At 61.6% G+C, this 22,080-nt stretch carries 27 protein-coding genes; 22 read left to right on the top strand and 5 right to left on the bottom strand.

Annotated features, from left to right (window positions below; all coding sequences use genetic code 11):
* Positions 1–110: 110 nt before the first annotated feature.
* The 5 genes from SJI03_RS00890 to SJI03_RS00870 form a co-directional block, all read right to left on the bottom strand.
* Entirely contained in the window at positions 111–752 is a 642-nt protein-coding gene (locus SJI03_RS00890) for an SOS response-associated peptidase (RefSeq protein ID WP_035820845.1), read from the bottom strand.
* Between the two features lie 10 nt (positions 753–762).
* Positions 763–1,278 (bottom strand): hypothetical protein, encoded by a 516-nt coding sequence (locus SJI03_RS00885; protein ID WP_322425950.1) that lies wholly within the window; start codon positions 1,276–1,278, stop codon positions 763–765.
* 327 nt (positions 1,279–1,605) lie between these two features.
* Entirely contained in the window at positions 1,606–1,821 is a 216-nt protein-coding gene (locus tag SJI03_RS00880) for a hypothetical protein (RefSeq protein WP_322425949.1), read from the bottom strand.
* The gene (locus SJI03_RS00875; protein WP_322426419.1) at positions 1,818–2,864 is read right to left on the bottom strand and encodes a phage portal protein; all 1,047 of its coding nucleotides are present in this window, start codon (positions 2,862–2,864) and stop codon (positions 1,818–1,820) included. Before SJI03_RS00875 ends, SJI03_RS00880 begins: the two co-directional genes overlap by 4 nt.
* A gap of 14 nt (positions 2,865–2,878) precedes the next feature.
* On the bottom strand, positions 2,879–4,678 hold the full coding sequence (locus SJI03_RS00870; protein ID WP_322425948.1) for a terminase ATPase subunit family protein: 1,800 nt from the start codon (positions 4,676–4,678) through the stop codon (positions 2,879–2,881).
* A gap of 136 nt (positions 4,679–4,814) precedes the next feature.
* On the opposite strand from SJI03_RS00870, the gene SJI03_RS00865 reads away from it, so the two are divergent.
* The 22 genes from SJI03_RS00865 (at position 4,815) to SJI03_RS00760 (ending at position 22,078) form a co-directional block, all read left to right on the top strand.
* Positions 4,815–5,603, top strand: coding sequence for a GPO family capsid scaffolding protein (locus tag SJI03_RS00865; RefSeq protein ID WP_322425947.1), 789 nt, complete (start codon positions 4,815–4,817; stop codon positions 5,601–5,603).
* Between the two features lie 49 nt (positions 5,604–5,652).
* Positions 5,653–6,672 (top strand): phage major capsid protein, P2 family, encoded by a 1,020-nt coding sequence (locus SJI03_RS00860; RefSeq protein ID WP_322425946.1) that lies wholly within the window; start codon positions 5,653–5,655, stop codon positions 6,670–6,672.
* The gene (gene gpM, locus SJI03_RS00855; protein WP_322425945.1) at positions 6,672–7,388 is read left to right on the top strand and encodes a phage terminase small subunit; all 717 of its coding nucleotides are present in this window, start codon (positions 6,672–6,674) and stop codon (positions 7,386–7,388) included. The genes SJI03_RS00860 and gpM overlap by 1 nt, the downstream gene beginning before the upstream one ends.
* 107 nt (positions 7,389–7,495) lie before the next feature.
* Entirely contained in the window at positions 7,496–7,999 is a 504-nt protein-coding gene (locus tag SJI03_RS00850; protein ID WP_416208687.1) for a head completion/stabilization protein, read from the top strand.
* Complete coding sequence (locus tag SJI03_RS00845; protein ID WP_322425944.1) at positions 7,999–8,208, top strand: tail protein X; 210 nt, start codon at positions 7,999–8,001, stop codon at positions 8,206–8,208. Before SJI03_RS00850 ends, SJI03_RS00845 begins: the two co-directional genes overlap by 1 nt.
* 65 nt (positions 8,209–8,273) lie before the next feature.
* On the top strand, positions 8,274–8,645 hold the full coding sequence (locus SJI03_RS00840; protein ID WP_035820867.1) for a hypothetical protein: 372 nt from the start codon (positions 8,274–8,276) through the stop codon (positions 8,643–8,645).
* Entirely contained in the window at positions 8,645–9,205 is a 561-nt protein-coding gene (locus tag SJI03_RS00835; RefSeq protein ID WP_322425943.1) for a glycoside hydrolase family 108 protein, read from the top strand. The genes SJI03_RS00840 and SJI03_RS00835 overlap by 1 nt, the downstream gene beginning before the upstream one ends.
* The gene (locus tag SJI03_RS00830; RefSeq protein WP_322425942.1) at positions 9,202–9,714 is read left to right on the top strand and encodes a lysis system i-spanin subunit Rz; all 513 of its coding nucleotides are present in this window, start codon (positions 9,202–9,204) and stop codon (positions 9,712–9,714) included. The genes SJI03_RS00835 and SJI03_RS00830 overlap by 4 nt, the downstream gene beginning before the upstream one ends.
* Positions 9,698–10,186 carry a phage tail protein gene (locus SJI03_RS00825; protein WP_322425941.1) on the top strand — a complete coding sequence of 163 codons (489 nt, stop codon included), beginning with the start codon at positions 9,698–9,700 and terminating at the stop codon, positions 10,184–10,186. The genes SJI03_RS00830 and SJI03_RS00825 overlap by 17 nt, the downstream gene beginning before the upstream one ends.
* A complete protein-coding gene (locus SJI03_RS00820; RefSeq protein ID WP_322425940.1) occupies positions 10,183–10,650 on the top strand; it encodes a phage virion morphogenesis protein in 468 nt (155 codons plus the stop codon). Before SJI03_RS00825 ends, SJI03_RS00820 begins: the two co-directional genes overlap by 4 nt.
* 158 nt (positions 10,651–10,808) lie before the next feature.
* The gene (locus SJI03_RS00815; protein WP_322425939.1) at positions 10,809–12,314 is read left to right on the top strand and encodes an ATP-dependent nuclease; all 1,506 of its coding nucleotides are present in this window, start codon (positions 10,809–10,811) and stop codon (positions 12,312–12,314) included.
* Between the two features lie 88 nt (positions 12,315–12,402).
* A complete protein-coding gene (locus SJI03_RS00810) occupies positions 12,403–13,074 on the top strand; it encodes a phage baseplate assembly protein V (RefSeq protein ID WP_322425938.1) in 672 nt (223 codons plus the stop codon).
* A 5-nt stretch (positions 13,075–13,079) separates the two neighbouring features.
* Positions 13,080–13,415: a GPW/gp25 family protein gene (locus SJI03_RS00805; RefSeq protein ID WP_416208685.1), complete on the top strand. Its 336-nt coding sequence runs from the start codon at positions 13,080–13,082 to the stop codon at positions 13,413–13,415.
* On the top strand, positions 13,412–14,323 hold the full coding sequence (locus tag SJI03_RS00800; protein WP_322425936.1) for a baseplate assembly protein: 912 nt from the start codon (positions 13,412–13,414) through the stop codon (positions 14,321–14,323). Before SJI03_RS00805 ends, SJI03_RS00800 begins: the two co-directional genes overlap by 4 nt.
* Complete coding sequence (locus tag SJI03_RS00795; RefSeq protein ID WP_322425935.1) at positions 14,316–14,936, top strand: phage tail protein I; 621 nt, start codon at positions 14,316–14,318, stop codon at positions 14,934–14,936. Before SJI03_RS00800 ends, SJI03_RS00795 begins: the two co-directional genes overlap by 8 nt.
* Positions 14,933–16,192, top strand: coding sequence for a phage tail protein (locus SJI03_RS00790; protein WP_322425934.1), 1,260 nt, complete (start codon positions 14,933–14,935; stop codon positions 16,190–16,192). Before SJI03_RS00795 ends, SJI03_RS00790 begins: the two co-directional genes overlap by 4 nt.
* A gap of 15 nt (positions 16,193–16,207) precedes the next feature.
* Entirely contained in the window at positions 16,208–16,753 is a 546-nt protein-coding gene (locus SJI03_RS00785; RefSeq protein WP_322425933.1) for a hypothetical protein, read from the top strand.
* Positions 16,754–16,785: 32 nt separating this feature from the next.
* Positions 16,786–17,961 (top strand): phage tail sheath protein, encoded by a 1,176-nt coding sequence (locus SJI03_RS00780; RefSeq protein ID WP_322425932.1) that lies wholly within the window; start codon positions 16,786–16,788, stop codon positions 17,959–17,961.
* A 50-nt stretch (positions 17,962–18,011) separates the two neighbouring features.
* Positions 18,012–18,521: a phage major tail tube protein gene (locus SJI03_RS00775; RefSeq protein WP_071325087.1), complete on the top strand. Its 510-nt coding sequence runs from the start codon at positions 18,012–18,014 to the stop codon at positions 18,519–18,521.
* A 39-nt stretch (positions 18,522–18,560) separates the two neighbouring features.
* Positions 18,561–18,869 carry a phage tail assembly protein gene (locus tag SJI03_RS00770; protein ID WP_322425931.1) on the top strand — a complete coding sequence of 103 codons (309 nt, stop codon included), beginning with the start codon at positions 18,561–18,563 and terminating at the stop codon, positions 18,867–18,869.
* A gap of 8 nt (positions 18,870–18,877) precedes the next feature.
* Positions 18,878–18,991, top strand: coding sequence for a GpE family phage tail protein (locus tag SJI03_RS00765; protein WP_071650284.1), 114 nt, complete (start codon positions 18,878–18,880; stop codon positions 18,989–18,991).
* Between the two features lie 75 nt (positions 18,992–19,066).
* Positions 19,067–22,078, top strand: a complete 3,012-nt coding sequence (locus SJI03_RS00760; RefSeq protein WP_322425930.1) for a phage tail protein — start codon at positions 19,067–19,069, stop codon at positions 22,076–22,078.
* The last annotated feature ends 2 nt before the right edge of the window (positions 22,079–22,080 follow it).

Below are 22,080 nucleotides of genomic sequence, written 5' to 3'. Positions count from 1 at the left end.
ACCGAGCTGTAATGACCTGAGATATAAGTGAAACGCAGTAGGCCATCTCTAATATTCTGCGATAGGCAACGAACACGTACTTGCTTTTTTAACAAAACCCAATCTGCGCTTCATTTTGCCTTTGCTCTGGGCGGAAGTGGATCAGCTACAGCCACCAGGCGTTCTGCTGGATATTGCTGGAACAAATCCGCTTCACTCACAAGTGAGCCATCGAGCCAGCCTTGATACTGGCCCGGGTCGAGGATCATTACCATCCGCTTTTCATCATCCGGTTTGTGGAAACGCTGCATGAGCGGGTATCCATCGGCGTTTATCGTCAGCATCGAGAACGACAGCAGCAAGTCTTGCGGCCGGAATTCCCATATCCCGGCAATGGCGGCCGGCATACCATCGGCGCGCTCGATGCGCCAGCGCACAGGCTTTCCAGTCTCGTAGCAGGGTTCAAAGAAGTTATCGGCAGGGATAATGCAGAACTGTTTGCGTTTCCAGGCATTGCGGAAGGACGGCTTCTGCGCCACAGTTTCGGTACGGGCGTTGTACGTTTGGCGCGCGAGCTTCATATCGGCCCAATGCGGGACCATGCCGAAGCATGCCGGCGCCACTTCCAGGTCACCGGGCACGTCGTGCGACGCGCGAATGATCGGCGCCATGTAGCCTGGCCAGGCTTCCGGCGGCAGATCAAATTGAGGGGAGCGGACAGCGAAATGCTGTTCGATTTGATCGCTACGGCTGGGGGTATAGTCGGCGCACATGCAATTTATTCTACCTGCCTTCCGGCATTGGCGGCGGCTCCGTCCCGACAAAACACAGCCAGGACTGCGCATAGTCGCAAAATTGCATATCTTTTTTGCTGCGCTCAAACCCTGACAGCACCATGCGCCCATCCCGATACCAGAGCAAATTCACATCGAACAGTGTGTCAACGTATTTGCCGCTCTCTCCATAAGTGAAGCGGGCCAGCCTTACCAGACGGTGCAAGCCCTGATCTGTCGTTTCAACGACTTCCAACGTTCCGGGCCGTGCTGAGTTGTAGCGATCATTTAGCCGTCGCTTGGGCACCTCCACGCCAGCAAGGCGCATCTTTAACATTTTAACAATCATTGTGACACCCAAGTAAAATACTGTACATACATACAGTACATCAAGAGTTCTTGAGGCCGCAATACCCGGCAATGATGCAAGAGCGTGAAGATGAATGATGCTCAGAATGCAGACGCCAATACATGGGCCAGAACCGCGCCAGGACGCGGCGCGGCGCGAAAACAACACCGTTCCCACGTCGCAACACCACCCGCATGAAAAAGCGCTCAAAGTGCGTCAAAATGCGTCAAATCGCACGTCCCCTCTTCGCCCCGCCGCGCCAGTCCTCATGCGCTTTCGGCCATGGCGCAAATTTGAGTCAAAAGACCCCTATATAGCGGGCAGGTGTGGAGGGGGGACAACTGCGCGCGCCGGGCCGAAATGGGCTTTTTTATTGCCCCAATGGCAACATCATTCGTCGGGACGTGAAAAAGCCGCCTCATGGGCGGCTTGTGCGGTGGCTGGGGCGTTCCGGCGCGGCGGGGCTGTCGCGGCCCCGCGCCGCCGGCTAGCGCGGTGCGACGATCATCCTGGGCGGCCGGCGCGGGCCTTGGCCGCCTGCTCCTTGTCGTAGTCGTCGCGGCAGTCCACATCGCAGAACAGCAGTGCGGGCGCGAGCGCCTCGTCGCAGTAGTGGCAGCGGCCGTAGGCCACCAGGCCCGGCCGGCGCCGCACAGCGGCCAGGCCGCGCGCCACCTCGGCAAAGATGATCTTGTCGGTGTTGTCGATGTGGTCGCTCATGCCGCGCCCTCCCCGCCCGTGGCCAGGTCATACGGGGCGAAGCGCACCACTTCCACGCCGGCCCACTCGTTGATCGCCATAAACTGCGCCTGCAGCGGCACCAGCTCGTTGCGCGCGAAGACGCGCGCGGCAGGCTCGACGGCTCCGAAGCCACCGGCATTGTTCGGCAGGATGCCCATCAGCTGGGGCGGCACGCGGTGCGCGGCCAGTTGGTCGTCGCGCGTCACGCTCTTGATGTTGAAAAACTCGTCCTTGGCGGCCACGTCCGACACCGGCAGGATCTGGATACCGTCCTTCTTGCCGTTCGGCGCGTACATGAACAGGTTGCGGAAGTTGCCCGGCCCCTTGCTGTCGCGCATGGCCTGGCGCAGATTGTCCACGTCCTGCGTGTTGGCGGCGGCATCCGTCATGTAGAACACAAAGCCGGCATGCGAGCCGTTCTTGTAGTACTTGCGACGGAACAGGGTCGCCGCCTCGTTGAGCCAGGCCGATTGCAATGCGCTCAGGTATTGCGGCACGCCGTACAACTCCTGGTTCACGTCCGGTTCCATCAGGTGGAACACGCGGCCCTTGTCGAACTGGTGCACGGCCTGGTAGCCGTTGACGAAAAAATAGGTATCCAGATCGACGCCGCGCCGCATGTACTTGGCCAGGGCATGCTGGTACGCCAGCGCCTTGCCGCTGCGGCTGGGGCGGTCTTCCAGGTAGGCATTGCCAAAGGTCAAATAGTCCAGGGCCATGCGCTTGAAGCCATCGCACGACAGGTACTTCGTCGGCATCAAGGTGGACGTCAGCACGTTGGCCTTGAAGTGAATGGCGCTGCTGTGATGCACGCCGGCATTGAACGACTTGGCCAGGCCCGCCAGGTTGACGGGCGGCTCATACCAGTGGCCGTTCTTCCAGCATTCGAAGCAGTCGAGAATATCGGCGTGCTCGAGCACGGGCGTCGGGTCGCCGAAAGAAAACGCCTCGATGCCGGCGGCGGCCGGCGCCGTGGCCGCTGGTGGCGGCGCGGGCTGGGCCTGCCGGCCGCGCGCGCGCATGTGTCGTGCTTTACTCAAGAATAAATCTCCATGAAAGAGTGGTGGTTGTCGGTGGTGCCTTCGAAGGGCTCGTGATCGAGGGCGTGCATGCAGGCCCACGCCAGATCGGCGTGGCCGGTTTCATCGCTGCGGCCGGCGACATAGGTCACGTGCCGCCCGCTGGGGGTAAGGGTTTTGTGGATGGCCATGAAGGACTGCGCGATGTCGTTCCAGCCGGCGTCAAACTCCAGCCGCCCCTTGCTGATGATGTTTTTGGCCTTCAAGACCATGCGCGTTTTGACTTCGGGCGAGTAGTTCAGGGCCGTCACGGCCGGGAAGAAGCCCCGCACGATCGGCAGCACGCCGATGCCCATGCCAGTCGTGTCGATACCGATGTATTCGACGTTGTAACGCTGCGTCATCTGACGGATGGAGTCGGCGTGATCCTCAAAGCTCTGCCCGCGCCACTGGTGGCGCTCCAGGATGCGGAACTTGCCGCCGGCCGTCATGGGCGGCGCCAGCACGACGCAGCCGGCGCTGTCGCCGTTCAAGGCCGGGTCGTAGCCGATCCACACGGGCCGGTTGCCGAACGGGCGCAGGCCCAGCAAGGGCTTGTAGTCGTCCCATTCGACCCAGGAATCGACCATGCAGCGCTGCATCTCGGCCAGCGGGAACACCGAGGCCGAGTCGTCGATAAAGTTGCACATCAGCAGGTTGTCGAACTGGTCCGGGCTGTATTCGAAGTTGCGCAGCTCATCGATGTCGAACAGGTTGCAGCCGCCGCGCTCGGCGTCCAGGATGGTGACGATCTGGCGCCAGATTTTGTCCTCACCCGTAAAGCCCGACGACAAGCGGCCATGGCTCACGTCGATATTCACCTGGTCGGCCTTGGCGCGGCGCTTGTTGAACAGCTCACCCGTCCAGAAGGGGTAAGCCTGGTGCGTGGTCGAGGATGGCGTGGAGAAATAGGTCTTGCGCCATTTCTTGTGAATGGCCATGCCCGAGGCCACCTTGTTCAACTCCTGGAAATTCTGTGTCCAGAAGAATTCATCGAAGTAGAAATTGCCGTGGTAGCCCTGCGCAGTGCGCGCGTTCGTGCCAAGGAAATACAGGTGCGCGCCGTTCGGCAACACGATGGGGTCGCCCGTCAGCTCGATGCCGGCGGCCTCGCGCGCGAATTGCACGATGTATTGCTTGAAGACGTGCGCCTGGCTTTTTGAGGCGGACAGGAAGATCTGATTGCGCCCCGTGGCCATCGCGTCGGCCAGCGCCTCGCGGGCGAAATACCAGGTAGCGCCGATCTGGCGGCTCTTGAGGATGGCGCGCGTGCGCTGGTCGCCATTGCGATACCAGACCTTTTGATAATCGAAGAGCGAATCCTGGAAGGCGTCGAGCAGCTGAATTTTTTGTTCTTCGCTGAAGTCGTTGCGCGTCGGCTTCTTCTTCGGCCCGGCATTGCGGTTCGCCAGATTGGGATTGAGATCGACCTCGTTGCCGCCCGGCTGCTCATAGCGACGCACGCGCGCCGCCTGCACGATAGCGCGCATCAGCAGATCGATTTCCTTGTAGTCGCTTCCGCTCTTGACCTCTTTTTCGATCAGTTTCACCAGACGCAGCTCGGCCGCTGCTTCCACGTGCTCGATGGCCTGCGCCTTGTCCCATTCGTCGCGCAGCTTCCAGCTATTGATGGTGCTGCGCTTGAGTCCCAGGTGGCGGGCGATGGACGAAATGCGCCAGCCCTTCCAATAGAGGGCGCGCGCAGCGCGGCGTGGCTCGGATTCGGGCACGGCCAGTTCGGCGATTTTTTCTTCAGGGGTTTGATGGATTCCTAACATGCCGCCAGCGTAGGCCGCGCGCGCGCGGAGCGGGGAAAGGCAAAAGTCGCTATGGCCCATAGCAACCCGCAGCGCATTGAATCGCAGGGCCAAGACGTTGACCATGGCGTTATCCGATCAACCGAGATACGCCACCATGCCTAAATCCCAATTCTTCCGCGTCGCCACCGAAGGCGCCACCACGGACGGCCGCAACATCGACCGCGCCACCATCGAGCAGATCGCCGCCACCTACAACCCGAAAACCTACGGCGCGCGCATCTGGCTCGAACACATTCGCGGCATCCTGCCCGACAGCCAATTTAAAGCCTACGGCGACGTGATCGCGGTGAAGGCCGAAGAGGTCGACACCGACGGCGGCAAGAAACTGGCCCTGTTCGCGCAGATCGAACCCACGCCGGAACTGGTGGCCATCAACAAGGCAAAACAGAAGCTGTACACCAGCCTGGAAATCCAGCCCGACTTTGCCGACTCGGCGCAGCCCTACCTGGTCGGCCTGGGCGTGACCGACAGCCCGGCCAGCCTGGGTACCGATGCACTGAAATTTTCCGCAAGCCGCAAGCAACAAAGCGCCAACCTGTTCACCTCCGCCGTCGAGGTGACGCTGGAATTCGACGAGCCACAGGGCATCAAGCTGGCCGATGCCGTGAAAAACCTGCTGTCGCGCTTCTCCCATAAATCCGGCGCCGACGCCGCGCAGTTCGCCGACATCAGCGAAGCCGTGCAGGCGCTGGCCGGCCACGTCGTCACCGCCAACGACAACTATGCCGCCGCCATCAAGCGCCTCGATGCTGCGGAAAAGGCGCAGAAAGCGACCGAGGACGAACTGGCCGCCTTCAAGGCGCAGATGGATGAAGCGCCCGGCAACGGCCCGCGCCGCCCGGCCGCGACCGGCAACGACGGCGCCGTGCAGACCGAGTTTTAAGCGCCCGCGCCATTCCACCACACCCCATTCAACAACGGAGCACCGAACCATGAAAAAGCAAACGCGCCAGGTCTTTGGCCAATATGAAACCCGCCTGGGCCAACTGAACGACACCGACAACGTGGCCAAGACCTTCAGCGTCACGCCCAGCGTGCAGCAAAAGCTGGAAAACAAGATGCAGGAATCGAGCGAGTTTCTGTCGAAAGTGAACATCATCGGCGTGGGCGAGCAGGAAGGCGAAAAGCTGGGCCTGGGCGTCTCTGGCCCGATTGCCAGCCGCACCAACACCAAGGACAAGGAACGCGAAACGCGCGACCTGTCCACCATGGACAGCACCAAATACCGCTGCGAGCAAACCAACTTCGACACGCATCTGAGCTATGCCAAGCTGGACGCCTGGGCCAAGTTCCAGGACTTTCAATCGCGCGTGGCCAATGCCATCCTCACGCGCCAGGCGCTGGATCGCATCGTCATCGGTTTCAATGGCGTGAAAGTCATGGCCACCACCGACCTGGCCGCCAATCCGCTGCTGCAGGACGTCAATAAAGGCTGGCTGCAGCACCTGCGAGAGCAGGCGCCCGAGCGCGTGCTGGGCCTGGTGGCCGTTGGCATGCCGGGCAAGGTCATCATCGGCGATGTGGACGGCGCCGACTATGCCAACCTGGACGCGGCCGTGGCGGACGCCGTCAACCTGCTGGACCCGTGGTATCAGGAAGACACCAATCTGGTGGCCATCGTCGGGCGCAAGCTGCTGAACGACAAGTATTTTCCATTGGTCAACACCAAGCAGGCGCCCACGGAAACGCTGGCGGCGGACATCATCATCAGCCAGAAACGCATCGGCGGCTTGCCGGCGGCGCGCGTGCCCTACTTCCCGGACAACGCGATCCTCATCACGCGCTTCGACAATCTGTCGATTTATTTTCAGGACGGTGCGCGCCGCCGCCGCGTGGTGGACGAGCCCAAGCGCGACCGCATCGAGAATTACGAGTCGTCCAACGACGCCTACGTGATCGAAGACTTGGGCCTGGCCGCGCTGGTGGAAAACATCGAGCTGAAAGACAAGTGATGAGCAACCAATCCCCCGCCCTGCGCCACCGCGCGCGCATGCTGGCCGAGCGCACGGCCGGCGCCGCCGCGCCGCAGGGCGTCACCACCGGCACGGCCTACGAGCTGATGCTCTACAAGCTGTCCGACGACCGCCGGCGCCTGAAAGCCATTCAGTCGGTCGAACGCAAGATCGAGGTCAAGGCCACCTTGCTGCCCGACTATGCACAGTGGATTGACGGCGTGCTGGCCGGCGGCAAGGGCGCCCAGGATGACGTCTTCGCCACGCTGCTGGTGTGGCACATCGACACGGGCGAGTATGAGCGCGCCCTGGTCATGGCTGAATACGCGCTGGCGCACAAGTTCACCCTGCCCGATACCTACAGCCGCGACATCGCCACCCTGATGCTCGACGAGTTCGCCGAGGGCTATTTGCACGGCAAGCTGGCCGCCGATCCGCAGCACGCGGCCCAGGTGCTGGGCCAGGTGGAACAGTTGACGGCCGCCAGCGACGCGCCCGACCAGGCGCGCGCCAAGCTGCACAAGGCCATTGGCCTGGCCATGATCGCGGTGCTGGACCAGGCCGACGATACGGACATCGCCCCGGCGCTGGTGGCGCAGGCGGAAACGGCCATGGGCCAGCTGAAGCGCGCCCGCGCTCTGTCGGAATCGTGCGGCGTCAAGAAAGATATGGAACGGCTGGAACGGCGCATCAAGCGCGCGGCCGGTTCCACGTAAAGAGCATCCCCCGCAGCACGGCGGCACGGGGGGATTCTGGCCAACGCATTGGCAACAATCTCGGCCTGATGAACCCCGTCCACCGCCCCATTTTGAAAGCGCCCCGTATGTCCTTCATGGCCCTGCCCCCGTCCATCCCGCCCGGCGCCACGCCCGCGCCGCCAGCGCCTGCCCCTGGCGTCATCGAGAACGACGGCTGGTTTCCCGATATTGCCCTCGCCGATATGCGCGACGCCATGCGCCTGGACGGCACCGTCACCGACGCGCGCCTGGTGCAAGCCGTGGTCGATGCCATCCTGCAGGTCAACCGCGAGCTGGCCGACTGGCAAGGCAAGCAGGCCGCTGCCGATATTGCAGCCCTGGTGGACGTGCCGGCCACGCGCATCAACCGCGAATCGCGTCTGCTGGCGCAGTACCGGCGCGCCGTCTACAGCACGGCGAAAGCGGATCTGATCGAGCGTTACCGCGATTACGACAGCACGGCCACGTCCGTCAGCGACAAGAAAAGCATGGAGTGGCTGGACGAGGCGCCCGGCGCGCAGCGGCGCAATGCGCAATGGGCCATCGCCGATATGGTCGGGCGCACGCACCTCACCGTCGAGCTGATCTGATGCAGGTGCGCACGCAGCAGCACGACACGGTAGACGCCCTGGTGTGGCGCTACCTGGGCGACGGTGCGGGATACGTCGAGCACACCCTGGAAATGAATCCCGCGCTGGCGCGCCACGGCGCCGTGCTGCCAGCCGGTCTGGTCGTCACCCTGCCCGAGCCGGCGCCCAGCGCGACCCAAGCTGCGGACATCGTGCAGCTTTGGGACTGATCCTGGCATTCACCCTTTTATCCATCATGAAAAATCTATTACCCCTCTCACCGGAGAATCAAGCAATGTCCGCAGAATCGTTTGGTGGTTTCGCCACCCTGGTCAAACTGTACGGCTTCAAGGCGGCGCTGGGCATGGTCGGCGCGGCCATGCTGTACATCGTGCTACCACCGCTGAACAGCGATGGCACCTTCAACAAGGGCGAATTCGTCGCCCGCCTGGCATGCGCGGGCGTGTTCTCTTGCCTGCTGGGCGGCACCGTGTACCAGTTGCTGTGCGCCCAGCTCCCTGCCATCGGCGCCATGGTCAATGCTTCCGCCATCGACTTGATCGTCGGCGCGCCCGGCTGGTGGGTATCGCGCGCCGTGGCCCTGTGGTTCCAGCGCCGCAGCGACAAGGACATCGCCGAGTTGGTCAAAGACGCGAAGGAACACTGATGGCCAACACGGAAAATCCCCTGATCGCGCGCACCATCGACGCCATCCTGCGCGCCGAAGGCGGCTATGTGAACGACCCGCAAGACAAAGGCGGCGAAACCAACTTCGGCATCACCGTGGCCGTGGCGCGCGCCAACGGCTACGCGGGGCCGATGCGCGATCTGCCCGTGGCCCTGGCGCACGCCATCTACACGACGCGCTACATCACGGAACCGAAGTTCGACCAAGTGCTGGCCCTGCATGCCGGCATCGGCGCCGAAGTGATCGACACGGGCGTGAACATGGGGCCGCCCCGCGCCGCCGAGTTCCTGCAGCGCTGGCTGAACGGTTTCAATGACACGGGCGCCCGCTACGCCGCCCTGTTCGTCGACGGCCGCCTGGGTGCGCAGTCGTTGGGCGCTCTTGAGTCCTTCCTGAAATGGCGCGGCCAGGACGGCGCCGCCGTGCTGCTGCGCGCCCTGAACGGCCTGCAGGCGGCGCGCTACCTGGAAATCACCGAAGCCAACAAGACCCAGCGCCGTTTTCTGTTCGGCTGGATCAAGGAACGGGTGACCATGTGACCGCAACCACCTGGCGCCCGCTGGCCGCCGTTCTCCTGTGCGGCACCATCGCGGGCTGGACGGCGCAGGGCTGGCGCAAGGACGCCAGCATCGCCGCGCTGCAGCGGACGGCGGCTATCCAAGCAGCCACCGCCGCCAAGCAACTGGCCCAGGCCACCGCCCGCGTGCTCACGCTGGAGCGTGCCGCCGGCGCCGCCCTGGCGCAGCGCGCCGACCACCTCACCCAGGAGCAAATCCATGCGAAAACTGAACGCGACCGTTTCAATGCTGACGTGCGCAGCGGCGCTGTGCGCCTGTCAATCCCCGTCGCCAGCGGCCAGTGCGCCGCCACTGCAGATTCCACCGCTGCCGCAGGCCATCGGCATGAAACGCGCGCCGAACTTGACGCAGCGACTGCGGCAGCTCTTGACGCCATTGCCGGCGATGGCGACGACGCCACCCGCCAGCTGAACGCCTGTATCGACGCTTACAACACCGTGCGGAACACCTACCATGTACAAACCGAATAGCCTGCGCCAGCACTTGGCCGCCGCCATCCCCGACCTGCAGCGCGATCCCGACCGCCTGCTGGTCTTCGCTGACGAGGGCAACGTGGTGGCCGCCGCCACCGCCTCGCTGTCCTTCGAATACCGCTTCAAGCTCAACCTGATCGTCACCGATTACGCGGCCGACGCCGACGCCATCATGGTGGCCCTGATCGCCTGGCTGAAAGTCCACCAGCTCGACCTGATGGCCAACGAAGAAACCCGCAAGCACGGTATCGCCTTCGAGGTGGACTTCAACAACCACGAAACGGTCGACATTTCCATCAAGCTGGATCTGACCGAGCGCGTGGCCGTCAAGACAGGCGAGGCGGGCCGCCTGGACATCCAGCACCTGGCCGAGATACAGCACATGCCGGCCTACGCGGACGAGTTCTGGAAGCTGTATGACGGCGATACCCTGCTGGCCGAATGGCGCACGCCCGAGGCCACGCCATGAGCGACGACCTGCAGGCGCTGGAAGCCTGGGCCGGCGCCCTGCTGGCTAAACTGCAGCCGGCACAGCGCCGCGCCATCAATCACAAGGTGGCCATCGACTTGCGCCGCAGCCAGGCGCAGCGCATCAAGGCACAGCAGGGGCCTGATGGCGCCGCGTATCCAGCGCGCAAGCGGCGCAAGGAATTCAAGGGGAAGAACGGGCGCATCAAGCGGCAGAAGGCGGCGATGTTCGCCAAGATTCGTACCGCCAAACACTTGAAAGTGAAGGCGACCGGCGACCAGATCGAAGTCGGCTTCTTTGGCTGGGTGGCGCGCGTGGCGCATGTGCATCAGTTTGGCAGGCAAGACCGCGTTTCAAAAAAAGGAAACGCATACAAGTATCCGAAGCGGCCGCTGCTTGGATTGAACGACTTAGATCAAACGTCGATTCGTGAAGCGCTTCTACGTTGGCTTTCAGCAAAGTAAGAAAAACAACATCTCTCAAGGGCAAGTTGAATTCGACTGTTGCTTGCCAAGTCAGCAATCCGTTACACTCAAGAAACATAACATAAAACAACTAGGAATATGGTCTTCTTTTCTTAGTCAAAAAAAACCACTTTAATGTAAAAAGATTGGAAACTCGCTTGGATACTACAATTAAAATTCGAAAGCTACGCCACATCCAATCCCTTGATTTTAAAATCCCGCGTCCTGGAGTTTGGCTCTTGACCGGTGAAAATGGAACCGGAAAAACATCTCTTTTGGGTTGCTTGAGACGTGTAGGATTTTCCAATGCATTTCCGCATCACTTTCCAGCCTCTCGAAAATCTGATCAACTAGACTCTTCGGATGGTGCTTCAATCCAATATGAAACACCAGAAGGCACAGTTACGTATTCCTATCGAACTGAACGTTGGGCGCCAAGTCCAAAAGAAGGCAGTCATTATTTGAAATCCATTGGCTTCCCTGATGTTGTTTATATAGCTGCCAATGCTGATCGAATTGAACCAAATAAAGATGACTTCTCTCCCAGGCGAGTGAAAGCGGCAAAAGCGCCCATTATCACAGCAGCGAATCAAATATTTTGCACCAAAAAATTCAATGCATTAAAAACAATTAATGTAAGGAAAGGAATTGGAAGTGAAGCATTTTTACTTGAACTGCCGGTGCCAGAAAAACAGAAAAAACAATACTTTTCCGAGAAGAACTTAAGCCTAGGAGAATTATGCATATTAAAATTGCTTCGAATTCTTTCAGATATACCAAAAGGATCAATGGTTCTAATAGATGAACTAGAACTGGCTTTACATCCAACCGCACAAACCGAGCTTCTAAAATATTTACACCAGATAGCCGACCAAAAAAGCCTAACGGTAATTGTTTCAACTCATTCTTCAACGTTAATAAAACAAGCCGAACGAAAACAGATACTCCTCCTGCAGACACAAGATGATGGAAGCATAATTTGCACAGCGAATTGCTACCCCTCATTCATTTTGGGAGCTATTGCCTACCAGGAAGAGTCCGCATCGGACGTCGTAATTTACGTCGAGGATGAGGCTGCCAGAACAATTGTAGAACAACTATCCCAACGATTTATTGCTGATCAATTCAAGCAAGATGCACTACTACCTAGCGTGAACGCTATTGCTGTCGGAGGTATCGCAAACGTTGTTAGGTTTTTTGTAAGGCAAAAACCATTACTACCATCAATTACGCGCGCATACGTTATGTTGGACGCTGATGCAGAGGAGACATTAGACAACTCTCAGGTTGAAGAAATTATAAGAATATATCGAGAGCAACGACAGTATATTTCATTTTTGCCTGTCACTCCCGAAGTAGGATTAGCATCATATTTAAACTCACATCGAGCAAATATTCTTTCAGCAATTAGAAAGCATTTTTCACTCAATACTTTATCACTTAGAGCAAACGATGTAGGGGCGATGCCGGATGCTAATGCTCCAAAATATCGAGATCTATGCAAAACTATTGTGAGTGGGGTTTCAGATCACTTGGCCAATCAATTGCCAAATTCCTCAAGTACAGAAGTAAAGCAAACTTTATTTAAGTTACTTGCAGAACATTTATATGCCGATAATCGACCAAAAATAATGCAACTGCTCGGCCCAATTATTCGCGGATAAAAACTGCATCATTGAAGTGCTTTTCTCTTAGTTACTAACTGCTATATCAACCCGCCCCCGCGTGCATCCGCACGCGGACTTCGGCAACATGCACTGCATGAACGCCGACCTGTCCGACCTCCTCCGCTTGCTGCAAAACCTGATCCGCCTGGGCACCATTGCCGAGGTTAGCGGGGCCAAGGCGCGCGTGCGGCTCGGGCCGACACTCACCACCGAATGGCTGAACTGGGCCACGCCGCGCGCCGGCAGCACGCGCACCTGGTCGGCACCTACCGTGGGCGAACAGGTAATTGTCTTTTCCCCTGGCGGCGACCTGACACGCGGCATCATCGTGCCGGCGCTGTACTCGCAAGAATTTGACGCGCCCGAATCGAGCGACACTGTCCATACCACGCATTACCCGGACGGCGCCGTGGTGCAGTACGACCATGCGGCCCACGCCCTGACGGCGACGCTGCCCGGCGGTACCGCCACCATCACCGCCGACAAGGTGACATCGAACGCACCCAGCACCATCTGCACGGGCGACTTGACCGTCATGAAAAACCTGATCGTCAAGCAATCCACCACCGTGGAAGGCGCTACCACTTTAAATGGCGGCGTGAACGCCAAGGCCGGCGCCGCCGGCGGCGTGGCCATGGCCGTGAAAGGGACGATCAAGGCCAGCGAGGACGTGCTGGCCGGCGCCATCAGCCTGGCCAAGCATACGCACGGCGGCGTCAGGGCCGGCGGCGACCAGTCGGGCGGGCCGCAAGCATGATGGGCATGCACGCCATCACCGGGCGCAGCCTGACGGGCCTGGGGCACCTGCGCCAGTCCGTGACCGACATTCTCACCACGCCCATCGGCTCGCGCATCCGGCGCCGCCGCTATGGCTCCGAAGTGCCCGAGCTGATCGACCAGCCCCTGAACAGCGCGACGCAGTTGCGCATCTATGCTGCCACCGCCTTTGCCCTGCGCCGCTGGGAACCCCGCCTGCAGCTGGCCAGCGTACAGCTCACGCGCGACACGGACGGCGCCATCGCCCTGCTGCTCGATGGCACGGCCAATGGCCAGGGCATCACCCTATCCGTACCCGTCAAGCAAGGGGGCGTCGTATGAGCACGCCCATCGATCTGACCCAATTGCCGGCACCCAGCGTGGTCGAAGTGCTGGACTTCGAAACCATACTGGCCGGCCGCAAGGTGCACCTGGTGAGCCTGCTGCCGGAAGCCGAGCGCGCGGCCATCACGGCCCTGTTGGAGCTGGAGTCGGAGCCGACCACCAAGCTGCTGGAAGAGAACAGCTATCAGGAAACCATCCTGCGCAACCGAGTCAACGAAGCGGGCAAGGCCGTCATGCTGGCGTTTGCCCTGGACGGCGACCTGGACCAGCTGGGCGCCAACGTCAACGTGGCGCGCCTGGTCATCACGCCGGCCAATCCCAACGCCCTGCCGCCCGTGGCCGCCGTCATGGAAGACAACGACGCCTACCGGCTGCGCATCCAGGAAGCGCCGGACGGCCTGTCCGTGGCCGGCCCGAAGGCGTCGTATGAATTCCACGCGCGCAGCAGTGACGGCCGCGTCAAGGACGCGAGCGCCACCAGCCCCGCGCCGGCCAGCGTCACCGTCACGGTGCTGGCCAACAACGACACAGGCATCGCCGACGCCGAACTTTTGAGCACCGTGGCACGCGCGCTCAACGCCGAGGACGTGCGCCCCCTGGGCGACCGCCTGACGGTGCAAGCCGCCCAGGTCATCGACTACCAGATCGAGGCCACCTTGTTTATCGGCGTCGGCCCGGAAGTGCCGATTCTGCTGGACGCCGCGCGCGCCAACGCCGTGCGCGTGTCGCAGCCGCGCCGCCCGCTGGGGCACAGCATCTACCGGTCCGCCTGCAGCGCCGCCGTCCACGTCGAAGGCGTGCGCAAGGTCGTCTTGACCAGCCCGGCGGCGGACATCGAACTGAACGCCACCCAGGCCGCGCGCTGCACGGCCATCAAGCTCAATGTCGTGGTGCGCGATGAATAAGCTCGTGGCCACCCTGCCGCCCAACACCACGGCGCTGGAGCGCGCCATTGCCGTGGCTTGCGCCGAGCTGGTCAACGTGCCCGTGCCGCTGCGCGACCTGTGGAACGCCGACCGCTGCCCGGTCAACTTGCTGCCATTTCTGGCCTGGGCTTGTTCCGTCGACCGCTGGGACGACGCCTGGCCCGAATCGATCAAGCGCGGCGCCATCAAGGCGGCCTATTTCATCCACAAGCACAAGGGCACGATTGCCGCCGTGCGCCGCGTGGTGGAGTCCCTGGGCTATTTGATCCGCATTACCGAATGGTGGCAAACCACGCCGCCGGGCGTGCCGGGCACCTTCCGCCTCGATGTCGGCGTGCTCGATACCGGCATCACGGACGCCATGTTTCAGGAAATGGAACGCCTGATTGCCGACGCCAAGCCCGTCAGCCGTCACATGACGGGCCTGGCCATTTATCTGGAAAGTCGCGGCAGCATCTACGCGGGCGCCTGCGCCTACTACGGCGACGCCATGACCGTGTATCCCTGGATCGCGGAAACCATCGAAGTGCGCGGCACGCTGTTGCAGGCCGGCGCATCCCATACCATCGACACCCTGACCATCTATCCATGAGCACATACTTTGCCATCCTGACCGAAATGGGCGAGGCCAAGCTGGCCAACGCCATCGCCCTGGGCCAAACCCTGAAACTGAAAAGCCTGGCCGTGGGCGACGGCAACGGCAATTTGCCCATGCCATCGCGCGCGCAAAAGGCGCTGGTGCACGAGGTGCGCCGCGCGGGCCTGAACCAGCTGACCATCGACCCGGCCAACACCAGCCAGATCATCGTCGAACAAGTCTTGCCCGAGGACGTGGGCGGCTGGTGGATACGTGAAATCGGTATTTACGACGAAGCCGGTGACCTGTGCGCGGTGGCCAACTGCCCGCCCAGCTACAAGCCCCTGATGATGGAAGGCAGCGGGCGCACGCAAGTGGTGCGCATCGTGCTGATCGTCGCCAGCACGGCCGCCATCGAGCTGAAAATCGACCCGTCCGTCGTGCTGGCCACGCGCCAGTATGCCGATCAGCAGGATATCGAAGTGCGCGCCTATGCCGACAAGCAACTGGCCCTGCACCTGGCTGCGCTGGACCCGCATCCCCAGTACAGCAGGAAGGAAGTGGCGACATTGGAAAAGTTCGACGCATCGAAAAAACTGGTCAATGCTGCTTTTGTACAGCAGGAACAGGGCAATATCGTGGCATCCGGCGCAGTATCGGCGTCGCGCAGCTTGACCGGCGAGGACATCGGCAAATGCCTGTATTTTTCTGCCGACAATGTGATGTTCACGCTTCCCAAGCCGAGCGACCTGGGCATCACGACCAATTCCGGCCGCTGTATTCACTTCTTCGGCCTGGCCGGAAAAGTGGGGCGACTTGCACCCGGCCCCGGCGCCTCGCTCAATGCCGATGTGTCCGGCGTGACTGGCATGGACATCAAATCCGGCCAGTACATCACCCTTGCCGCCATTGCCGACAGCGTATGGCAAGTCATCAACACGACTGCAGAAATGTGGCGTAACGCCGATTTCCTCACGTCCATTGCCAGCGCAGGCGTGAGTTCCTGCCAGGCATCGCCCGGCGGCATCATGTGCCAGACAGGAACCTTTGTCGCCAGTAAAACCGGCTACAGCATGCTGACATTCCCAACGGCATTCCCTAACGGGCTGCTGTCCATTCAAGCCAACGTCATCCACGGTTCCCTGGGTGCCGGTTCCGTCAACTTCAACATGGATGCGAAAACGCGCAGCGGCGTGCCGGTGGCGGTAGTCAATTCCAGCGCCAGTGATTACCTGGCCTACCCCATCACCTATACCGCACGCGGCTATTAACAAAAGGATGCCCCCATGGATATGCTTGCCCCCGACAACCTCGATGCCGTTTTCTACTCCCTGCAAACGGCAGGCTTCTACCCCGAACGCCTGCGCGCGGCCTATGACGCCGCCGGCTCATGGCCCGCTGACGCCGTGCTGATTCCTGCCGAGCGGCTTGCCAGCATACAGGCGGCGGTGGCCGAAGGCGCCACCGTCTCGCTCGATTCCCATGGCCAGTGGATCGTGACGGCACGCGCGCCCACGCCGTATGTGCAATTGGCCGCCGCCTACCTCAACGCGGTGCGCGCGGCGCGTGAAGCCGTCTTGAACCGCCTGGCCGGTATCGGCTTCGCGGCGATGATGAACGGCGAAACGGACATCGTGGAAGGCGCCATTGATGCGCGCCAAGCGCTGCTCGACATCACCATCTGCCCGTCAGTCGTCGCCGCGCAGGATATGCAAGCGCTGCAAGCGGCCATCAAGGGCGAATACGACCGCATCGCCGCCAGCTTGCCGGGCGAGGCCCGCCGCGCCTTCGACGACGCCGGCATCGCCCTCGTGCCACCCATTGCCCAGTAACGCCCCATTCACCTACTCACCAGGAGAGCCACATGGCCACCGACTACCACCATGGCGTGCGCGTCATTGAAATCAACGAGGGTTCGCGCCCCATCCGCACCGTCTCCACGGCCGTGCTGGGCCTGATCGCCACGGCCGACGACGCCGACCCGGCCGCTTTCCCGCTCGACACACCTGTGCTCGTCACCAACGTGCTGGCCGCCATGGGCAAGGCCGGCAAGACCGGCACCTTGTACCGCAGCCTGGCGGCGATTGCCGCACAGACCAAACCGCTGACGGTCGTGGTGCGCGTGGCCGAAGGCGAAACCGAAGCGGAAACCACCAGCAACACCGTGGGCGGCGTCTCGCCCGACGGCAAGTACCTGGGCGCCCAGGCGCTACTGGCCGCGCAAAGCAAGCTGGGCGTGAAACCGCGCATCCTGGGCGCGCCGGGCCTGGACACCCAGGCAGTCACCAATGCCCTGGCCAGCGTGGCACAGCGCCTGCGCGGCTTCGTCTACGCATCCGCCTATGGCTGCGCCACGGTCACGGCAGCCACCACCTATCGCGGCCAGTTCGGCCAGCGCGAAGTCATGATGATCTGGCCGGACTTCGTAAACTGGAATACGGCCGCCGACGAGGAGGCCAGCATTTCCGCCGTGGCCTACGCCATGGGCCTGCGCGCCAAGATCGACGAGGAAACGGGCTGGCACAAGACGCTGTCCAACGTCGTCGTCAACGGCCCCACCGGCATCAGCAAGGACGTGTTTTTCGACCTGCAAGACCCGGCTACCGACGCCGGCGTGCTCAACGCCAAGGAAGTGACCACCCTGATTAACATGGGCGGTTACCGCTTCTGGGGTTCGCGCACCTGCGAGGAACCGGGCGGCTTCTTCTATTTCGAAAGCTACACGCGCACGGCCCAGGTGCTGGCCGACACCATCGCCGAAGCGCACTTCGCCTATGTCGATGTGCCCCTGCATCCCTCCCTGGTACGCGACCTGCTGGAAAGCATCAATGCCAAGTTCCGCGACTTGAAACTGCAGGGCTACATCATCGACGGCCACGCCTGGTATGACGAGCAGTACAACGACAAGACAGGCTTGAAAGACGGCAAGCTGGCCATCGACTACGACTACACGCCCGTGCCGCCGCTGGAAAACCTGCGCTTCCAGCAACGCATTACCGACCGCTACCTGGCCGACTTCGCCTCGCGCATCGCCGCTTAACCGACCCCGTGCCCGCCGTGTGCGGGCGCAACTGACCACTGGAGAACGCTATGGGCATGCCCCACAAACTCAAGCAATTCAACGTATTTCAAAACGGCGTGCTGTTCATGGGCATGGTGCCCGAAGTCACCTTGCCGAAACTCAGCCGCAAGATGGAAGAGTACCGCGCCGGCGGCATGAGCGGCCCCGTCTCCGTGGACTTCGGCAACGAGGCACTGTCGCTGGAATGGAGCGGCGGCGGCCTGATCGCCGAAGCCTTGAAGCAGTATGGCGCGCATGCGCACGGTGCCGTGATGCTGCGCTTTGCCGGTGCTTACCAGAACGACGAGGACGGCAACGTGGCAGCCGTCGAGGTTGTCGTGCGCGGCCGCTACAAGGAAATCGACATGGGCGGCGCCAAGATGGGCGACGACACCACCCATAAATACACAATGGCTTGCAGCTACTACAAGCTGATGATCGACGGCGCCACGGTCATCGAACTGGACTTCATGAGCGGCATCGAGAACATCGGCGGCGTCGATACCAATGCGGCCATCCGCAAGGCCAGCGGCCTGTAATCCCCTTTTTAGTCACCACCCACACACAAGGACAACACCATGAACACCGAAAACAACAATCAAGCCGTCATCGAACTGGACGAGCCGATCAAGCGCGGCGACACCTTCATCACCTCGCTGACCGTGCGCAAGCCCAAGGCGGGCGCGCTGCGCGGCATTTCCCTGATCGAGCTGGCCAACCTGAACGTGTCGGCCCTGCAGATCGTGCTGCCGCGCATCACTGAACCGACCTTGACCACGCACGACATCGCCAACATGGACCCGGCCGACCTGCTGGCCGTGGGCGCCGAGGTTGCCGGTTTTTTGGCGAGCAAAGCAGATCGCCTTTCGGTATCCCCGGCGAAGTAGAAGACGCCATGGCCGACATTGCCGGCGTCTTTCACTGGACGCCGGCAGCGATGGACGGCTTTACGATTGATGAACTGATGGCCTGGCGCGAACGCGCCCGGCAACGAAGCGGAGCGGAATAGATGGCTGGTCGGGATTTGAAGTTACAGGTAGTGTTTGCAGCGCTGGACAAAATCACCGGCCCGCTGAAAAAAATCATGAGCGGCTCCAGCGACACGGCCAAGGCGCTGAAGGCCACAAGCGACCGCTTGCGCGATCTGAACACCCAGCAGAGAAACCTGGGGAAATTCCGCGAACTGCATAGCGGCATTCGAACAACGGGGATTGAGCTGAAAGAAGCTCAAAAAAAAGTAAAAGAGCTGGCCGCAAGCATAAAACAGACCGAGTCTCCTACACGCGCCATGACGCGTGATTTGAAGGCGGCGACGAAGGTCACGCAGGCCTTGACGCTGAAAGGCCGAGAACAGAGCCAGCAATTCCGCGTCCTGCGCACCAGCCTGAAAGACGCAGGCATCGACACGCGCCAGTTGGGCAAGGCGCAGGAATGGCTAAAAAACAGTATCCAGTTGACGAACGTTGAACTGGCCTCGCAACAAAAGCGCCTGGCCGCGTCCGCCGCCAAGCAGCAGCGCGTCACCAACGCCACCCAGCATGCCGACAAGCTGCGCAACAAGGCGGGCAACCTGGCCATGGCTGGCGCAGGCGCGACCGCCACGGGCGCCGTGCTGGGCGCGCCCGTCATCAAGGGGCTGAACGAGGCCAAGCACTATCAGACAGAGGTGGGCAGGGTCAACGCCCTGGGCTTGGGCGACAAGGTATCAGCCGAGGCCGTCGCCTTCGCCCGCAACATGAAGACCTACGGCACCAGCCAGCTCGACAACCTGCAACTGATGCGCGACGGCATGAGTGCCTTTGCCGACGTGCATCACGCGGAAATGGTCGCCCCTACCCTGGCGAAGATGAAGTTTGCCAATCACGCCTTCTTTGGCGAGGCCGAAGGCGCCGACAACGAACGCAAGTTCATGGACATGCTCAAGGTCATCGAGCTGCGCGGCGGCCTGGAAAGCAAGGAAAAGTTTGAAGCCCAGGCCAATATCGTGCAGCAAGTCATCACCGCCACGGGCGGGCGCGTCGGTCCGAACGAATGGCTGAACATGATTAAAACCGGCGGCATCGCGGCCAAGGGCTTGAAGGATGACGCCTTTTACTACCAGATGGAACCGCTGGTGCAGGAAATGAGCGGCAACCGCGTCGGCACGTCCCTGATGAGCGCCTACCAGAACTTGTATCAGGGCCGCACGACGAAGCGCTCGGCCAAGAAACTGGAAGAATTTGGCTTGATTGGCGACAAAAGCAAGGTCACGCATGATAAAGCGGGACAACTTTCCTTCCTAAATCCCGGCGCGCTGCTGGGCGCCGAGCTGTTCCGCGAAAACCAGTTCGAATGGCTGGAAAAGGTGCTGTTGCCGCAACTGGCCAAGAAGGGCATCACGGAAAAGAAACACGTGCTCGATGCCATCGGCAGCATCTTTTCCAACCGCACCGCGTCGAACCTGTACTCGCAGATGTATTTGCAGCGCGTGCAAATCCACAAGAACGAAAAGCTCAACCGTGGCGCCGCCGATATTGGTCAACTGGACAAGCTGGGCCGCGACTCGGCCGCCGGCAAGGAACTGGAAGCGCAGTCCAAGCTGGCCAACTTGAAGCTCACCATGGGCGAGAAAATCCTGCCGCTGTACGCGCAGGGGCTGGAGATGGCGATTACCGCCGTGCAGCGCCTGAACGGCTTCATGGAACGCAACCCGACCGTGGCCAAGATCATGATTACCGCCTTTGCCGTGCTGGCCGGCCTGCTGCTGGTACTCGGCCCGCTGATGCTGGGCATTGCCGCCATGATCGGCCCGTATGCCATGCTGCACGTCATGTTCGCCAAGATGGGCGTGACCGGCGGCGTGCTCACGCCCATCTTGCGCAACCTGGGCGGCGCCTTCATGTGGGCGGGCCGCGCCATGCTGTGGCTGGGCCGCGCTCTTCTGATGAACCCGATTGGCATTGCCGTTACGGTCATCGCCGGCGCCGCCTTCCTGATCTACAAATACTGGGAGCCGATCAAGGCTTTCTTCGGTGGCCTGTGGTCGGACGTCAAGGTGGCGTTTGCCGGCGGCTTTACCGGCATCAACAGCCTGATCGCCGACTGGTCACCGCTGGGCCTGTTCTATCGCGCCTTCGCCGGCGTGCTGGGTTGGTTCGGCGTTGCGCTGCCGGCCAGGTTCACCGACTTTGCGGCCGACATCCGGGGCCGCCTCGCCAAGGGACTGGCGCCGCTGGCCGGCTTCTTTACCGGCATCTGGTCGCAGATCAAAACCGCCTTTGCCGGCGGCATTGGCGGCGTCAGCGCGCTGATCGCCAACTGGACACCGCTCGCCCTGTTCTATCGCGCCTTCGCGGGCGTGCTGGGCTGGTTCGGCATCGCGCTGCCCGCCAAGTTCACCGACTTCGGCGCCAGCATCCTGCAGCGCATCACGGCGTCCTGGGAGCCTATCGCCGCCTACTTCGCCGGCATCTGGTCGCGCCTGCGCACCGTCTGCGCCGGCGGCATAGGCAGCATCACCGCCCTGATTATCAACTGGTCGCCGGTCGGCGTGTTCTATCAGGCCTTCGCAGGCGTCTTGAGCTGGTTCGGCATCAAGCTGCCGGCCCAGTTCACCGAGTTCGGCGCCAACATCCTGCGCGGCCTGGTCAACGGCATCACCGGGTCCATGGGCGCCGTCAAGGACGCCATCAGCAATGCCGGTTCCAGCACTATTGCCTGGTTCAAAGAAAAGCTGGGCATCCACAGCCCGAGCCGCGTGTTTGCCCAACTCGGCGACTACACCATGCAAGGCCTGGCAGTGGGCCTGGACCGCAGCGAAGGCGCGCCCATTGCCAAGGTATCGGGCCTGGCGCAGCGCCTGACACAGCTGGGCGCCGGCATCGCCATCGGCACGGCCACCGCCCTGCCCGCCAGCGCCTTTGACACGCGCGCCCCACTGTCCCAGGGCGGCTTCGGCGCCGGCATGACGATTCAGGGCGACAAGATCGAAATCACCTTCCACGTGCAGGCCGGCACCGATCCCCAGGCCATCGCGCGCGCGGTGAGCGTAGCGCTCGATCAGCGCGACCGCGAAAAGGCGGCGCGCATCCGCTCGTCCCTGCGCGACCACGATTAAGA

Origin of the sequence: Janthinobacterium sp. GMG1 (assembly GCF_034427795.1) — a bacterium.
In the GTDB taxonomy this organism is placed as follows: domain Bacteria; phylum Pseudomonadota; class Gammaproteobacteria; order Burkholderiales; family Burkholderiaceae_D; genus Janthinobacterium.
The sequence above is the reverse complement of the archived record's forward strand: the minus strand, read 5'-3'. Positions and strand labels throughout refer to the sequence as shown.

What these genes read in the sequence shown, in the direction of transcription:
- SJI03_RS00890 (WP_035820845.1), bottom strand. Translation starts at nt 752, where the DNA reads ATGTGCGCCGACTATACCCCCAGCCGTAGCGATCAAATCGAACAGCAT.
- SJI03_RS00880 (WP_322425949.1), bottom strand. Translation starts at nt 1,821, where the DNA reads ATGAGCGACCACATCGACAACACCGACAAGATCATCTTTGCCGAGGTG.
- SJI03_RS00875 (WP_322426419.1), bottom strand. Translation starts at nt 2,864, where the DNA reads ATGCGCGCGCGCGGCCGGCAGGCCCAGCCCGCGCCGCCACCAGCGGCC.
- SJI03_RS00870 (WP_322425948.1), bottom strand. Translation starts at nt 4,678, where the DNA reads ATGTTAGGAATCCATCAAACCCCTGAAGAAAAAATCGCCGAACTGGCC.
- SJI03_RS00865 (WP_322425947.1), top strand. Translation starts at nt 4,815, where the DNA reads ATGCCTAAATCCCAATTCTTCCGCGTCGCCACCGAAGGCGCCACCACG.
- SJI03_RS00860 (WP_322425946.1), top strand. Translation starts at nt 5,653, where the DNA reads ATGAAAAAGCAAACGCGCCAGGTCTTTGGCCAATATGAAACCCGCCTG.
- gpM (WP_322425945.1), top strand. Translation starts at nt 6,672, where the DNA reads ATGAGCAACCAATCCCCCGCCCTGCGCCACCGCGCGCGCATGCTGGCC.
- SJI03_RS00850 (WP_416208687.1), top strand. Translation starts at nt 7,496, where the DNA reads ATGTCCTTCATGGCCCTGCCCCCGTCCATCCCGCCCGGCGCCACGCCC.
- SJI03_RS00845 (WP_322425944.1), top strand. Translation starts at nt 7,999, where the DNA reads ATGCAGGTGCGCACGCAGCAGCACGACACGGTAGACGCCCTGGTGTGG.
- SJI03_RS00840 (WP_035820867.1), top strand. Translation starts at nt 8,274, where the DNA reads ATGTCCGCAGAATCGTTTGGTGGTTTCGCCACCCTGGTCAAACTGTAC.
- SJI03_RS00835 (WP_322425943.1), top strand. Translation starts at nt 8,645, where the DNA reads ATGGCCAACACGGAAAATCCCCTGATCGCGCGCACCATCGACGCCATC.
- SJI03_RS00825 (WP_322425941.1), top strand. Translation starts at nt 9,698, where the DNA reads ATGTACAAACCGAATAGCCTGCGCCAGCACTTGGCCGCCGCCATCCCC.
- SJI03_RS00820 (WP_322425940.1), top strand. Translation starts at nt 10,183, where the DNA reads ATGAGCGACGACCTGCAGGCGCTGGAAGCCTGGGCCGGCGCCCTGCTG.
- SJI03_RS00810 (WP_322425938.1), top strand. Translation starts at nt 12,403, where the DNA reads ATGCACTGCATGAACGCCGACCTGTCCGACCTCCTCCGCTTGCTGCAA.
- SJI03_RS00805 (WP_416208685.1), top strand. Translation starts at nt 13,080, where the DNA reads ATGCACGCCATCACCGGGCGCAGCCTGACGGGCCTGGGGCACCTGCGC.
- SJI03_RS00800 (WP_322425936.1), top strand. Translation starts at nt 13,412, where the DNA reads ATGAGCACGCCCATCGATCTGACCCAATTGCCGGCACCCAGCGTGGTC.
- SJI03_RS00795 (WP_322425935.1), top strand. Translation starts at nt 14,316, where the DNA reads ATGAATAAGCTCGTGGCCACCCTGCCGCCCAACACCACGGCGCTGGAG.
- SJI03_RS00790 (WP_322425934.1), top strand. Translation starts at nt 14,933, where the DNA reads ATGAGCACATACTTTGCCATCCTGACCGAAATGGGCGAGGCCAAGCTG.
- SJI03_RS00785 (WP_322425933.1), top strand. Translation starts at nt 16,208, where the DNA reads ATGGATATGCTTGCCCCCGACAACCTCGATGCCGTTTTCTACTCCCTG.
- SJI03_RS00780 (WP_322425932.1), top strand. Translation starts at nt 16,786, where the DNA reads ATGGCCACCGACTACCACCATGGCGTGCGCGTCATTGAAATCAACGAG.
- SJI03_RS00775 (WP_071325087.1), top strand. Translation starts at nt 18,012, where the DNA reads ATGGGCATGCCCCACAAACTCAAGCAATTCAACGTATTTCAAAACGGC.
- SJI03_RS00770 (WP_322425931.1), top strand. Translation starts at nt 18,561, where the DNA reads ATGAACACCGAAAACAACAATCAAGCCGTCATCGAACTGGACGAGCCG.
- SJI03_RS00765 (WP_071650284.1), top strand. Translation starts at nt 18,878, where the DNA reads ATGGCCGACATTGCCGGCGTCTTTCACTGGACGCCGGCAGCGATGGAC.
- SJI03_RS00760 (WP_322425930.1), top strand. Translation starts at nt 19,067, where the DNA reads ATGAGCGGCTCCAGCGACACGGCCAAGGCGCTGAAGGCCACAAGCGAC.